Source organism: Paenibacillus humicola (assembly GCF_028826105.1).
GTDB classification, from domain to species: domain Bacteria; phylum Bacillota; class Bacilli; order Paenibacillales; family Paenibacillaceae; genus Paenibacillus_Z; species Paenibacillus_Z humicola.
In genome coordinates, this window is sequence record NZ_JAQGPL010000001.1 from 3,771,925 (window position 1) to 3,785,776 (window position 13,852).

The window sequence follows — 13,852 nt, forward strand, 5'->3', positions numbered from 1 at the left end:
CGATACCTCATCTTTTTAAAGAAACGATAAAGCCTTCTTTTGGCACAAATTACCTCCATGTCCAATCTGCCGCACATGTTAGTCTTCCTGTATACCGCAGCCGGTTTGAATGCGCTGGGGTAAATTCGGAGCCTTTAGGAGGTATTTCAACGTTGAAAAACAAATTGGCCCTGTCGCTGCTCGCTTCCACTCTCTTTTCCGGTACGCTGCTTGCCGGACTGCCTGCCGCTTCGGCCGCAAGCCAGAGCGGCGTCGTCCAAAAAAGCGTCAACTTTCGGGAGGAGCCTTCCACAAGCGGCGAGCGCATCCGCTACTTAAAAGCCGGCGAACACGTCAGCCTGCTGGGAAAGGTCAACAAGTACTGGTATAAAGTCAAAGACCGCAGCGGCACAATCGGATACGTGACTACGCAAAGCCAGTTCATCGACACGTCCGGTTCCGCTCAGGCAATGGACAAGCACGTACAAGCCGCTGCCGCCGGGACGCCGAGCCGCGTCATCCAGGCAGGGATGAAATATTTGGGGACGCCTTACGAATTCGGTTCCAGCCGTTCCAATACCCATACGTTCGACTGTTCCGATTTCGTCAGACAAGCCTTCAAGGACGGGGCGGGAATTATACTGCCTGCGGATTCGAGAAAGCAGGCCGATTATGTGAAGCGGAAAGGCCATACGACGACAAACTGGAAAAATCTAAAGCCCGGGGACATTATGTTTTTTATGTCTTATAAGGGGAGCAAGAGCGGCAATTACGCGGGAATTGACAAATCCAAGCAGCGCATCACGCATAACGGAATCTATCTCGGAAACGGAAAAATTTTGCAAACCTATTCGAAGGAATCGGGCGGCGTCCGGATCGACAGCATTGTCGGGAAGCACTGGGAATACCGGTTCGTATTCGGCGGAAGCGCTTTATAATTAACAAACGGGAAGGGACTCAAATGTCCCTTCCCTTATCGTTTAACCCGGCGCGAGACGGATGTCTGAAGCATCCTCCGCCTCACCGACCCGGGATCGAGCTCGACCGCCGCGCAAAGCGTTTCAAACCAGGACGAATCCAGAAACGTAAGCGCTTCCTGCCGGATTTGAAAATTCCGTCCCCCTTTCTTCGCTCTCGGCGTCAAGTCGCCGTAAGTCTGCATCAACAATTCACAAATCATCGCCCGGTATCCTTCCAACATGCGAAACACCCCCAAAAGGATTGTGGTTCCATCCTATCGGGGGTGTGTTAAGCTTTGTTAAAGAGAATTTTACCAATTGTTGGATAGATCGAATTCCTTTTTCGGTCACTTTTTTTTCGGGCTGCGCGGAATCGTTACCCAGAACGAATGCTTGTTATTTTCCGATATCAGGCCGGCCTCGCCTCCGTGCTTCTCCACGATTTCTTTCACAATGGCGAGCCCGAGTCCGCTCCCTTTTGCGTGTTCCCCGCGCTGTCTCGCCGGATCCGCCTGGAAAAAGCGTTCAAACACAAGCTCCTGCACCTCTTCGGGCAGCGGCTCGCCGATATTGCTGACCGTAATCCGGTACCCGGAAGGCGCGGCAGACCCCGTCACCCAAATTATTCGCCCGGTGCTGTAGCTGAACGCATTTTGGATCAGATTGTTTAACACTTGTCTTAAACCGCCCTCGTCGCAGGTGACGACATCCCGTTCGAGCGATACGTCCAGTTCCATGTCTCGCGCTTGCTGCTCCAGCTGGAACGACTGCACGCACCGGGCGATCAATTCATCGATTTGGACGGCGCTGAAGGCCATGCCTGCCGTTTCCCTGTCTTCCCATACGGAAAGCTGATGCAGCTGTTCGACAAGCCGGGTAATATGCTGGGATTCTTCCAGCAGCGACAAATACAGATCCCGGTCCCCGGTCAGCACCCCGCTGCTTAACGCCTCCAGATAGCCGTTCAGATTGCTCAGAGGCGTCCGCAAATCATGCGAAACGTTGCTCAGCATTCGTTTGCGGTTTTCGGCAGACCGTTTCAAGGCGAACGCCATATCGTTAAAATAGCGGGTCAATTGTCCGATCTCATCCTCGGAAGGTACCTTTATCGGTTCCGGGTAGGACCCGTCCGTCAGCTGGCGCGTCGACGCCGTCAAACGTTTTAACGGGGACAATATTTTTTTGATAAACACGAAATGAATGATCGAGGCCACGACCATCGCGATCAGGCTTGCCCGAATCAGGTAGACGTTCATCGTCCGGTTATAGGAAAAGTCGGTTCCTTCGCCGATCAGCCGGTTCTTTTCCACAAGGATACACGCAAAATCTTTGACCGATACGCCTGCCAGCCAAATGACGATCAGCATGACCAGCACATTGACCACAATTAACTTCCAGGCGACCTGCTGCTTCCATATCCGTTTAATAGGCGACAAAGCGATACCCCATTCCCCGGATCGTCTCGAAAAAACACGGTGCGTTGCAAGACGTCTCCACTTTTTTTCGCAGCTTCCCGACATGAACGTCCACCGTCCGGTCGACGACGCTTTTCTCTTCATTCGGATAAAGCTCGTCCAAAATTTGCTCGCGGGATAAAATCTGATTCGGGTGTCTCATAAAAAAGTACAGCAGTTTAAATTCGTGCTGCGTCAGCGGGATAAGGGTGCCGTTATATTTGACTTCTCCGTACGACGGCTTGATGATCAATCCTTTATAATGGATTTTGCTGCATCGGTTCGAAGTCCGCCGGAGCACGGTATTGACGCGCGTGACCACTTCCTGCGGGCTGAAAGGCTTCGTTATATAATCGTCGGCGCCCATTTGGAGCCCTTCGATCCGTTCCGTTTCCGTCACTTTTGCCGTCAGCATGATGATCGGCGTGTCATTTTTAAGCTCGCCGCGGATCCAACGGCATAACGCTTCGCCGCTCAGCTTGGGCAGCATCAGATCGGTGATGACAAAACAGGGATCGAACTTCAGAAACGCCTCTTTGCCTTCTTCGCCGTTTTCGGCCGCGAGCACTTCGTAACCTTCCCGTTCCAGGTAAAGCCTGAGCAGATTTCTTATTTTCGCATCGTCTTCAATGATCAAAATCGATGTGCCTGACACGCGCATCCCTCCTTGTAAAGGTCTTCATTGTACACCTTAAGTTTAAAGAAATGTTAAAGCTCCTGCCAGATTTAGAATCTGGCAATCGGAATGTTCAGGCGTAGGCGTAAAAAATGGTTATACTTGTTTTTGCGCTTGCCCCGGACGGACGGATATGCGTTAATTAAGGTGTCGGGCCGACGAATTTTTGCGAAAGGAGGCTGATCGAATTGATCATTCATACGGAGGTGGCTTCCGCGTAAGCGGAGCCGCTTAAAGCAGGGGGAGGCCCTTCAGCGGCCTCCCTTCCATAAAACCCGGTTTGAGCCGGTCATGCAGTTCGATAGGGATCGATTTTCAAAAATCCGGTTACCAAATAAAACGTTTTCAATTATACTAAGGGAAACACGATTTATTGACGGGTCGTGTTTTTTTCATTCGAACGAAAGGAGGAAGGTAACATGCAGGCAACGTTACCGGTAGGCGCAGTCGCAGCAGTGTCCGAAATGATAGAGGAGGTTTACCTTGAACTACAAAAATGGAAAAGATGTGCTTCCCCCTAGTTTGCTGAAGGAGCTTCAGCATTATATCCAGGGCGAGCTGTTGTATATTCCGAAGCCCCGCAGCGAGCGGGCCGGCTGGGGCGAGAAAAGCGGCTCGCGCGTGCTGATCGAGCGCCGCAATGAGGAAATTTACGGCCGCTACGTAGACGGGTGCACCGTTGCTGAGCTGGAACGGATTTACCATCTGTCCGGCGAAAGCATACGCAAAATCATCCTGAAGGTGCGCAGCGCGGCGTCGTTCCGGCTGGAGGAAAGCGGCGAAGCCCCCGGCCGCAAGGATTACGAGACGGTTCCGCTGCCTGCAGGCTCCCGCTGATGCGGGCAGTGCCGCAGCGGATGCCGCACGCCAGGCATAACCGCGCCAGACGAAAGAGCCTTCCCGGGTCCGGACTGAATGTCCGACGGGAAGGCTTTTCCTTTGCGCGCACAAGGCTGTCTAGCGGCTGCGCACTTCAAAGATGCCGAACTTCAGGTAATGGCCTTCGTTAACGCCGACCAGCTGCGGGTGATCTTTGCCGGCGGCCCGCCACTCGATCAGCCGGAGCGTTTTCCCTGCGTCGTCCGCGGCCGCGCGGATTGTCTCGAGAAACAGCTCCGGCCGCATATGATACGAACAGCTTGCGGTGACCAGATAACCGCCTTCGTTCACCAGCTTCATGCCGTGCAGATTGATGTCCTTATATCCGCGTACCGCGCCGGGCACGGCACTTTTCGACTTCGCGAACGCCGGAGGATCGAGAATGACGACGTCCCACGTCCGGCCGTCGTCACCGAGCGGCTTGGAGGTGTCGGTTTTGCCGGTCGCACGGCCCGCTTTGGCGCGAAGCGCGCGCTCTTCCAGCCCTTTCGCCTGCGCGCGCAAATAGTCGAACGCATCGGCCACGACGAATTCGACGCGGTCCTCGAAGCCGTTGCGCGCCGCGTTTCGTCTTGCCGTCTCGATCGCATGGGCGGAGATGTCGAGACAGGTGACCTTCTTCGCCCCATATTTGCACGCATGCAGCGTAAAGCTGCCGGTATGCGAAAAGCATTCGAGCACCGTCCCGCCGTCCCAGTACGGGTAGGTGACGATTTTGCCGTTGGCGTTTACCGGCACGAGTGCGTGTTCGCCGGAATCCAACGCCTCCTCTTCCGGTTCCGCCATCGCGACAGCCGCCCCTTCGGGCACCTCCGACAGCGGCCGATACTCCAGCCGGATGCCGCTGCGCGCTCCCCAGCCTTTCATGAGCGGCGCGGTCGACGCGCGGTTTTCCCGCTGGTCGTAGAAATAGCCGGTCTTCTGCCCTTCCGCGATATCCACCTCCAGCAGGAGGCCGTTTTCCCGGATCTCAACCAATCGCGGACAGTGCCCATACAGCGGGCCGGTCCGCTCTTCAAGGCCCTCGAGCGCCCGCACCGGAACGTCGCTTCGCTCGTATATGCCCTGCGGCTGAAAGACTTCGACCAGCGCTTCCACGATCGCCTCCCGCCTGCTGTCCATGCCCAGCGTAAGCAGCTGCACAACAAGCACACCGCCGAACCGGTCGACGATCAGGCCGGGCAGGAAGTCCGCTTCGCCGTAGACGAGCCGGCAGTCGCGGCTCCGGACGAACCGGGCCCGGTGCTGCGCGCAGAGCTCCAGCCGTTCGCGGAAAAAAGCCGCGTCCATGGCGTCAAGCGGCTTGTAGGAGACGATCCGCACGGCGATTTGCGATTGCGGATTCCAGTACCCCGTCGCCAGATAGCGCCCTTGATGATTCACCAGGTCGACGAGATCGCCAGGCTGCGCATCGCCCTCCATGTTGGCGATTTCGTTTCCGTACACCCAGGGATGTCCCTGCTCCAGCCTCTTTTTGCGCCCTTGCGCAAGCACGGCCTTCGCCCGTTCCTTTTGCATCGTTCCCGCCCTTTCCGAGGCCGCCTGTCCGCGCGCCTGCTTGTCATGCTTGTCTAATGTGATGCATATACATCGATACGAACGGCCTCATTTTCGAACATAAAGGAGCCTCGTACATGCTGACAACGATAGTCATTCCGATGCTGATCGGGTTCTCCGTCTTCATGATCGGCATGAAAACGATGGAGCTCGGCCTTCATCGTTCGGTCGGCCGCCATCTGGACGCGGTGCTGAAAAGATCGACCGCCACGCCCATCCACGGTCTCCTCGTCGGAACGGCAGCGACGGCCGTTCTGCAGAGCAGCACGGCCGTCACGGTCATGTCGATCGGCCTCGTCAACACCGGGCTGCTCACCTTCTCGCGAACGCTCGGCATCATACTCGGCACCAATATCGGAACTTGTCTGACGACCGAGCTGCTCGGTCTGAATTTGAGCCGGATCGCCTGGCCTTTGTTCGAAGCGTCGCTCGCCCTGTGGACCGTGACCGTGCTGCTCGGCGAAATGGGACTGCTCGCAGCCGCGCGCTCGCTGCGGAGAACATCCGCGGTTCCGCTCGGCGGTTTGGGCGGCGGCGGCAAATCCGCCCCAGGCAAGCCGCAGGCAGGCTCCGGCGGCTGGCTTCAGCCGCTGCGGAGCGGCGCCCTCATCCTAGGCGGATTCGCGATGCTGCTGATCGGCATCGGCCTCATGCAGGCGATCGGCCCGGCGGTCGAGTCGAGCGCGCTGTTCCGGCTCTTCCTCGGCCATGCCGGGGACAGCGTGCTGTGGGGACTGGCCGCCGGCTTCGTCCTGACCGCCATTGTTCACAGCAGCGCCGCCGTCATCGGCATTATGATGGGGCTCGCCGCGGTCGGCGCGATGCCCGTCGAAATCGGCATCGCCATCGTGCTCGGCTCCAACGTCGGCACCTGCGTCACCGCACTGCTTGCCTCGATCGGCGGCACGAAATCAGGCCGTTTCGTCGCCTGGTCGCATTTGCTGCTTAACGTCGGCGGCGCGGCGCTGTTCACGCCGCTTGTCGGGCAGCTTCATGCCGTATCGGCCTGGCTGTCGGATTCTCCGGCCGCGCAAATCGCCCATGCGCAGACGATCTTCAATATTGCATGCTCCCTGCTTGCCCTTCCGGTCTGCTACCACCCGAGGCTGAGAGAGAGCTCCCCGCAGTGACGATGGCGACTCCCGCACTCGTTCCGAGCCGGTTCGCGCCGCATTTCAGCATCCGGACCGCCGTCTCCGCATCGCGGATACCGCCCGACGCCTTCACGCCGATGCCGGGCGACACCGAAGCGCGCATCAGCCGGATGTCGGCTTCCGTCGCCCCGCCCGGACCAAAGCCAGTCGACGTCTTCACATAGTGGGCGCCGGCCGCTTCCGCGACCCGGCACGCCTCCGCTTTATGCTCGTCGTCCAGCAGTCCCGTTTCGAGAATGACCTTGACGATCGCCCGCCCTTCGACGGCCCGCACGACGGCGGAAATGTCGTATGCAACGACGCCGAAGCGGCCGTCGGCGAGCGCTCCCACCGGCAGCACCATATCGATTTCGGCGGCACCGTCCTCCACCGCGGCCGCCGCTTCGTACGCCTTCACCCTCGTCGCCATCGCGCCGAGAGGAAAACCCACGACCGCGCTGATGCGCACGCCCGTGCCTTCCAGCAGCTCTCTGCACAGCGGAACCCAGGAGCCGTTCACGCACACGCTGTAAAAGCCGTGCTGCGCCGCTTCCTCGCACAGCAGGACGATATCCTTCTCCGCGGTGGACGGCTTCAGCAGCGTATGGTCGATAAAACGCGCGAGCGGGGCTCCCGGCACATACGGCTCAACCATGCCCCTGCACCTCCAGGCCGAGCAGCCGCAGCGCTCCGGACAAAATGCGGTCGTTGTTGTCGTAGCCCGACTGCTTCTGGCGGCGCCACGCCTCTGCCGGCTCGAACCATTCGACGCCGCGGATTTCCTCCACCTGCGCCTGCAGCTTGCCGCCGGTCGCTTCGACCAGGTAATAATGCACTTCCTTATCGACCGTGCCCTTCGCCTCGTGCGTATAGGTGTATTTGATCTGATCGATCGGCGAAATGATTTTGCCTTCCATGCCCGTCTCTTCCAAAATCTCGCGCAGCGCCGTCTGCTCGACCGTTTCGCCCGGCTCCATCTTCCCTTTCGGCAGCGAAATTTTGCCGTACCGGTCCTGAATCAGCTGGATTTGCAGCTCGCCGTTTACGCGCCGGTATACGACGCCGCCGGCGGATATTTCTTTCATGCTTGGTCCCCCCCTCGGTTTCCTTGCCGGCCGCCCAGCCGATTTTACGCTTCCGGGCCGTATCGGCCTCGCCGCTTCAGGCTTCCAGCGCTTGAGGAAGCGCTGCCGGCTTCCGAGCATCGCCCCCGCGCGCCGCGGCTGCACCTGCATCCAGCACGCGGACGAGCTGCCCGCGGCATTCATTGACGCCCGCTTCGGTAATTTTCACGCGGCACAGCTCGCCGATCAACGCTTCGGAGCCCTCGAAGACGACCTGCAGGTAGTTGCCGGAATAGCCCATGACGAGGCCGCTGTTCGGAGCCCCTTTGTAATCCCGTTCCGGGATGACGTCCACGACTTCGCCGATAAACTTCTTCGCGTAGTCGAGCTGCATCCGTTCCGACAAATCGATCAGCTTGTGAACCCGCTCGTGCTTCACGTCTTCGTCCACCTGATCCTCCATCCGGGCGGCAGGCGTGCCGGTCCGTTTGGAGTACGGGAACACGTGCATTTCGGAAAAACCGAGCTCCTTCATAAACCGGTAGCCCTGCTCGAACAACGCATCCGTTTCGCCGGGAAAGCCGACGATCACGTCCGTCGTAATCGCCACGCCCGGCATCGCGCGGTGCAGCCGGCGGATTTTGTCCGCAAACTCGGCCGTCGTATATTTGCGGCGCATCCGCGCCAGCACGGAATCTTCCCCCGCCTGCAGCGGAATATGAAGATGGCGGCACATTTTCCGGGAATGGTTCAGCACGTCGATCATGGCGTCGTCGATCTGGCTCGCCTCGATCGAGCTGATACGGATACGCTCCAGCCCTTCCACTTTATCGAGGTCCCAGAGCAGGTCGGACAGCCGGTAGTTGTCCAAATCGTCGCCGTAGCCGCCGGTATGGATGCCTGTCAGCACGATTTCCTTGTAGCCGGCGGCAACGAGCTGCTCCGCCTGCTTGACGACGCTCTGCGGATCGCGGCTGCGGGACAATCCGCGCGACCACGGGATGATGCAGAAGGTGCAAAAATTGTTGCAGCCCTCCTGGATTTTTAGAAAAGCTCGCGTGCGGTCGGCAAAATCGGGCACGTCAAGCTCCTCGAACGCGCGCGTTTTCATAATGTTGCGGACGGCGTTGATCGGCTTGCGTTCGCTTTGGATTTGCGCGATGTAGCCCATCAGCTTGTCCCGGTCCTGCGTGCCGATGACCAGATCGACGCCTTCGATCGCCATGACTTCGGCCGGCGACGTTTGAGCGTAGCAGCCCGTTACGGCGATTACCGCGTCCGGGTTGCGGCGAACGGCGCGTCGAATGATCTGCCGGCTTTTTTTGTCGCCCGTGTTCGTAACCGTGCACGTATTGATCAGGTATACGTCCGCGGCTGCCGTTTCGAAATCAACCTGCTCGTACCCTTCTTTTTTGAACAGCTGCCAAATCGCTTCCGTATCGTAGAAATTGACTTTGCAGCCCAGTGTATAAAATGCAACCGACGGCATTCGTCAATCGCCTCCCATTTCTCCGGATTCGTACATGAGACAGGCGAGTGCAGCCATCGCCGCCGTCTCGGTGCGCAATATGCGCCTGCCGAGCCCGACGATGACGGCCCCGGCGGCTTCCGCTTCCTCCGCCTCGCGCGGCGTAAAACCGCCCTCCGGTCCGACGACGAGCATGACGCGGAGTCCGCGTTCCGTTGCGCCTGCAGCCAGGCGTTCTTTCCGAAACGCGTTCAAAGCTTCGCGAAGCCCCGTGCCGCCGGATCCCCCTTCCTTCTCATAGCAAAACAGCACCAAATCGTATGCTGCCATCGATGCGGTCAGCTCGCGCCACGTTCGCACCGGCTCAACCGCCGGAATCCGGCTGCGGTGCGCCTGCTCCGCGGCCTCCTTGGCGATTTTGCTCCAGCGTTCGAGACGCTTCGCTTCCTTCTTGTCGTCGTACTGCACGATCATCCGTTCGGACTGAAACGGCGCAAACGCCGCGGCTCCGATTTCCGTGCCTTTCTGAATGACAAGCTCCATTTTATCGCCTTTCGGCAATGCTTGCGCCACCGTCACCGGCCATTTCGGCTCACCGTCCATCGGGAGCTCGAATATGATCTCCGCCTCCACCCGTCCGTTATCCGCGGCCGTAACGGCAGCCACCGCTTCCCGGCTTGCGCCGTCGCTGGCGATGAACCGGTCTCCCGGCTCCATCCGCATCACGCGCAGCGCATGGCGGGCATCGTCGCCGGTCAGCACGACACGGCTGCCTTCAAACTGGTCCGGCGCTACAAAATATCGTTGCATCACGCTGATCCTTCGCATTAAAGTCGGCTTTTTCGCAAGGAGTACGCAAAAAAGCCCCAACCTTCATCATACACGTTTTATTCCCGCTTCGCCAGCATTTTAAACTTTTTCCAAAGGCCGTCTTACATCGCGGCATCTAGAAAAAATTGCCCCCAATCGACCGGTCTGAAGAACAGCCCGTAAAAATCGCCCAGGCCTCCCCAAATGTTCGCCGTCCTTGCAAACAGCGGGTCGAGCGTGACCTCGCGCAGCTGCGGGATGAACAGAATCATCAGAAAAATGACGATGCCCCAGTGCGCGTTCTGGTCCATTTTGTACCTGACGGACAGCGGCACGAGATCCTGGATGATCCGGTAGCCGTCGAGCGGCGGGATGGGGATGAGGTTAAAGACGAACAGCACCAGGTTGATCGTGATCAAATAATACAAAAAATGAACGATCGCCTTATGCGCGCCGACCGAGCCGGCATCGAGCAAACCGGCATCGTTCAGCACGTACACAGCCAGTATGCCGAGAGCGGCGATCAGCAGGTTGCTGACCGGTCCGGCGGCGGAAACGATAATGCCCATCAGCCGGGGACGCTTGAAGCGCCCGCGATTGACCGGCACCGGTTTCGCCCACCCGAAGCCGCCGATCAGCAGCAATATGGTGCCGAGAATGTCCAAATGCACGCGCGGGTTCAGCGTCACCCGCCCCGCCTCGTACGCCGTCCGGTCGCCGAATTTATAGGCGCTGTATGCATGCGCGAATTCATGAACCGTAAAAGCGATCATAATGACGAGAAAAATAAAAGGCAAATCCCGGATCGGATACCAGAGTAAGTTGGACACTTCTCAGCCTCCTAAAAGTTTTGTGGAGCAGGGCTTCCACGATTAGCTACGAAACAAAACTCGCTTCGGAAGCATAAACTATTTGTTTTGTGGAGCAGGGCTTCCACGATTAGCTACGAAACAAAACTCGCTTCGGAAGCATACGCCATAAGTTTTGTGGAGCAGGGCTTCCACGATTAGCTACGAAACAAAACTCGCTTCGGGAGCTTACGCTTAAGTTTTTGCGATACTTCTTGAACCAGCATCTTTGCGAGTAAAAAACTCGCTTCCGCCGGCCCTCTATGCTTCCGTGCGCTCGGGCTTCCTCGCCACGAAGGCAATCCAGTCCTCGTCGCGGCGGCGCTCTTCGATAACGAAGCCGACCGCTTCCAGCCCGGCCGCTACGCCCTGCTCCTTGTTCTTGTAAACGCCCGAAGCGATATAGATGCCGCCCGGCTTCAGCGCCGTGTATACGTCGTCGATAAAAAGCAGGATGATTTCGGCCAATATGTTGGCCACTATCAGGTCGACCGGTACGCTCACATGGAGCGTATCAGCTTCGTCCGTATCGCCTTCGGCGCTCCGCCCGAGAACGCCGAGCAGATCGCTCAGCCGCACCTGGATGTCCGCTTCCAAACCGTTCAGCTTGATGTTTTCCGCTGCCGACGAGACCGCAACCGGATCAAGATCAAGCGCCAGCACGCGGCGCGCGCCGAGCCGGACGGCGCCGATGGCCAAAATGCCCGAGCCCGTGCCGACGTCGATCATATCCTCGCCGCCGCGGATGACCGACTCCAGCGTCTGCAGACACAGCGCCGTCGTCGGGTGGGTTCCGGTGCCGAACGCCATGCCCGGGTCGAGCTCGATTATAAGCTCCTCCTGCGAAGGCGCGTAATTTTCCCAGGTCGGTTTGATCGTCAGCCGCTCAGACACCCGAATCGGCTTAAAATATTGTTTCCACGCCGTCGCCCAGTCCTCGTCGTCGACCAGCTGACGCGACAGCTCGTACTCGCCGGGGTCGATATCGTAATCCCGCAGCTCCTCGATCCGGGGACGCAGCTGCGCTTCAAGCTCGTCCATGACGGTTTCTTCGGCAAAATATCCTTTAATGACCGCCTGGCCCTCCGGAATATCGTTCAGCGGCACGTCGTACCATTGGCCGAGCGACGTATCGCGCGGTTTGTTCAGCGTGCCCGATTCTTCAATGGATACGCCGCCGGCGCCCATTTCATGCAAAAAGTTCGTGATCATCTCGATCGATTCTTCCGTTGTCCGGATCGTCAGTTCATGCCATTTCACGACGCTAGCGCCCCCCGCAAATTTCTGCACCAATATTATGACGTCTATTTTACACCAGATCGTGGAAAGAACACAAAAAAGACTCCGCTGCCGCTGCCGGATTCCCGGCTGACCGGTCGTGCAGAGTCTTATACGTACAATGGGCTTCCGGGTCTAAAGCTCGGGCTGTCCGCCGGTCTGGCGGATAAGATATATCGCCCGGCTGAGCAGCTCCTCGTCAACGGTTGCCGTCAGCGCCGCGCCGTCGCCTTCCACCTGCTGCGCGCGCAGCGCCTGCAGCTTCAGCTCCGCCTCGCGGGCTCCGAGGACGTCGGGAAAGGTCGCGCGAATTCGGGCCGCCACTGCCGGTCCCTCCTTCGCTATTCCCGCTCCGCGCGGGAATCCGCAGCGGCGGCGCGGCGCTCGGCTTCTTGATCGTCCTTATCCGCCAGCGCTTCGGAAAACTCGATATCCTCGTTTTTGGCGACCGGCAAGGGGTCGCTGCGTTTCGGTTCTCGTTCCATCCGAACTTCCTCCTTCGCGATTGCAGGCGGTTAAACGCCCGGTTACGAAGAATAGGATGGGCAAGATTGCCGCAAACTATGCCGTCAGTCGCCGCGAAACGCTTTTTTCATCCGGTCGAAAATCGTTTCGTGCTGCTCCTGCGCCGACTGCCCGCCGTCGATTCCGGCAAACTGGCGCAGCAGGTCCTTCTGCTCCTCGGAAAGGCCCGTCGGCGTCACGAGGGTCACCTTGACGTGCTGATCCCCTTGACCGTAACCGCGCAGCCGAGGAACGCCTTTTCCTTTCAGCCGGAAAAAAGTGCCGGTCTGCGTGCCAGCCGGAATTTTCAGCTTCACCTTCTCGCTCAGCGTCGGAATTTCGATTTCATCGCCCAGCGCAGCCTGCGCGAACGTCAGCGGCACCTCGCAATAAATGTCGTCGCCTTCCCGTTCGAAGAAATCGTGCGGCTTGACGCGGATCACAATATACAGGTCGCCGGAAGGACCGCCGCGCATGCCGCCTTCACCTTCGCCAGACAGGCGGATTTGCGCGCCGTCGTCTACTCCGGCCGGGATGCGGACGTTCAGCTTACGCTGCCGCTTTACTTTGCCGGAGCCGTGGCACGTACCGCATTTGTCGCGGATGATATGGCCGCTGCCGCCGCAGTTCGAGCAGGAGCGCCGGTTGACCATGCGGCCGAACGGCGTATTTTGCACGACCTCCTGCTGGCCGGTACCCCGGCAGACCGAACACGTTTCCGGCTTCGTTCCCGGCTTGGCGCCCGAGCCGCGGCACGTGTCGCACGTTTCGGTGCGCGGAATCGTAATTTCCGTTTCCTTGCCGAATACCGCTTCCTTGAATTCGATCGTCATCGTGTACTGCAAATCGTTGCCGCGCTGCGGCGCGTTCGGGTCCCGCCGGCCGCCGCCGCCGAAAAACATATCGAAAATATCGCCGAAGCCGCCGGAGAAATCGGCTCCTCCGCCGCCTCCGAAGCCCTGGTTCGGATCGACATGACCGTAACGGTCGTAAGTCTCCCGCTTGCCGTCGTCGCTCAGCGTATCGTACGCTTCTTTTACTTCCTTAAACTTATTTTCCGCATCCGGCTCTTTATTGACGTCCGGATGATATTGACGCGCCAGCTTCCGGTACGCTTTCTTGATATCTTCCCCGGAAGCGTCCTTGCCGACGCCCAGCACTTCATAGTAGTCCCGCTTGTCTGCCAAATCCGTCACCCCGTCTCCTTATTGCCGTCCCTGATTACACGCGAAAAACGGCCGCG

16 protein-coding genes are annotated in these 13,852 nt (G+C 58.6%); 3 read left to right on the forward strand and 13 right to left on the reverse strand.

The genetic code is table 11. The features are described from left to right. Positions 1-152: 152 nt before the first annotated feature. Positions 153-917: a C40 family peptidase gene (locus tag PD282_RS17510; RefSeq protein ID WP_274651930.1), complete on the forward strand. Its 765-nt coding sequence runs from the start codon at positions 153-155 to the stop codon at positions 915-917. Between the two features lie 35 nt (positions 918-952). Here PD282_RS17510 and PD282_RS17515 read toward each other — a convergent pair whose 3' ends face one another. The 3 genes from PD282_RS17515 to PD282_RS17525 all read right to left on the reverse strand — a co-directional run bounded on the left by PD282_RS17515 (position 953) and on the right by PD282_RS17525 (position 3,053). After that, positions 953-1,180, reverse strand: coding sequence for a hypothetical protein (locus tag PD282_RS17515; protein ID WP_274651931.1), 228 nt, complete (start codon positions 1,178-1,180; stop codon positions 953-955). 105 nt (positions 1,181-1,285) lie between these two features. Beyond that, positions 1,286-2,374, reverse strand: a complete 1,089-nt coding sequence (locus PD282_RS17520; protein ID WP_274651932.1) for a sensor histidine kinase — start codon at positions 2,372-2,374, stop codon at positions 1,286-1,288. After that, on the reverse strand, positions 2,361-3,053 hold the full coding sequence (locus PD282_RS17525; protein WP_274651933.1) for a response regulator transcription factor: 693 nt from the start codon (positions 3,051-3,053) through the stop codon (positions 2,361-2,363). Before PD282_RS17525 ends, PD282_RS17520 begins: the two co-directional genes overlap by 14 nt. A gap of 498 nt (positions 3,054-3,551) precedes the next feature. Here PD282_RS17525 and PD282_RS17530 point away from each other — a divergent pair, with 498 nt between their 5' ends. Beyond that, positions 3,552-3,905: a CD3324 family protein gene (locus PD282_RS17530; RefSeq protein ID WP_274651934.1), complete on the forward strand. Its 354-nt coding sequence runs from the start codon at positions 3,552-3,554 to the stop codon at positions 3,903-3,905. 120 nt (positions 3,906-4,025) lie between these two features. Here PD282_RS17530 and PD282_RS17535 read toward each other — a convergent pair whose 3' ends face one another. Beyond that, on the reverse strand, positions 4,026-5,465 hold the full coding sequence (locus tag PD282_RS17535; protein WP_274651935.1) for a class I SAM-dependent rRNA methyltransferase: 1,440 nt from the start codon (positions 5,463-5,465) through the stop codon (positions 4,026-4,028). Positions 5,466-5,581: 116 nt separating this feature from the next. Between PD282_RS17535 and PD282_RS17540 the strand changes: the two genes are divergently transcribed. After that, positions 5,582-6,634: a Na/Pi cotransporter family protein gene (locus tag PD282_RS17540; RefSeq protein ID WP_274651936.1), complete on the forward strand. Its 1,053-nt coding sequence runs from the start codon at positions 5,582-5,584 to the stop codon at positions 6,632-6,634. Here PD282_RS17540 and deoC read toward each other — a convergent pair. The 9 genes from deoC to dnaJ all read right to left on the reverse strand — a co-directional run bounded on the left by deoC (position 6,561) and on the right by dnaJ (position 13,796). Next, positions 6,561-7,292, reverse strand: coding sequence for a deoxyribose-phosphate aldolase (gene deoC, locus PD282_RS17545; protein WP_274651937.1), 732 nt, complete (start codon positions 7,290-7,292; stop codon positions 6,561-6,563). The two genes, PD282_RS17540 and deoC, sit on opposite strands and share 74 nt — an antisense overlap. Beyond that, positions 7,285-7,722, reverse strand: coding sequence for an NUDIX hydrolase (locus PD282_RS17550; protein WP_274651938.1), 438 nt, complete (start codon positions 7,720-7,722; stop codon positions 7,285-7,287). Before PD282_RS17550 ends, deoC begins: the two co-directional genes overlap by 8 nt. A gap of 76 nt (positions 7,723-7,798) precedes the next feature. Then, positions 7,799-9,190 (reverse strand): tRNA (N(6)-L-threonylcarbamoyladenosine(37)-C(2))-methylthiotransferase MtaB, encoded by a 1,392-nt coding sequence (mtaB, locus tag PD282_RS17555; RefSeq protein ID WP_274651939.1) that lies wholly within the window; start codon positions 9,188-9,190, stop codon positions 7,799-7,801. Positions 9,191-9,193: 3 nt separating this feature from the next. After that, complete coding sequence (locus PD282_RS17560; RefSeq protein ID WP_274651940.1) at positions 9,194-9,979, reverse strand: RsmE family RNA methyltransferase; 786 nt, start codon at positions 9,977-9,979, stop codon at positions 9,194-9,196. Positions 9,980-10,101: 122 nt separating this feature from the next. Continuing rightward, a complete protein-coding gene (locus tag PD282_RS17565) occupies positions 10,102-10,809 on the reverse strand; it encodes a site-2 protease family protein (RefSeq protein WP_274651941.1) in 708 nt (235 codons plus the stop codon). Between the two features lie 279 nt (positions 10,810-11,088). Beyond that, positions 11,089-12,087 carry a 50S ribosomal protein L11 methyltransferase gene (gene prmA / locus PD282_RS17570; RefSeq protein ID WP_274651942.1) on the reverse strand — a complete coding sequence of 333 codons (999 nt, stop codon included), beginning with the start codon at positions 12,085-12,087 and terminating at the stop codon, positions 11,089-11,091. A 153-nt stretch (positions 12,088-12,240) separates the two neighbouring features. Next, positions 12,241-12,429 (reverse strand): hypothetical protein, encoded by a 189-nt coding sequence (locus tag PD282_RS17575; RefSeq protein ID WP_274651943.1) that lies wholly within the window; start codon positions 12,427-12,429, stop codon positions 12,241-12,243. Positions 12,430-12,446: 17 nt separating this feature from the next. Beyond that, complete coding sequence (locus PD282_RS17580) at positions 12,447-12,590, reverse strand: YfhD family protein (protein WP_274651944.1); 144 nt, start codon at positions 12,588-12,590, stop codon at positions 12,447-12,449. Between the two features lie 84 nt (positions 12,591-12,674). Continuing rightward, positions 12,675-13,796 carry a molecular chaperone DnaJ gene (gene dnaJ, locus PD282_RS17585; RefSeq protein WP_274655297.1) on the reverse strand — a complete coding sequence of 374 codons (1,122 nt, stop codon included), beginning with the start codon at positions 13,794-13,796 and terminating at the stop codon, positions 12,675-12,677. Positions 13,797-13,852: the final 56 nt, after the last annotated feature.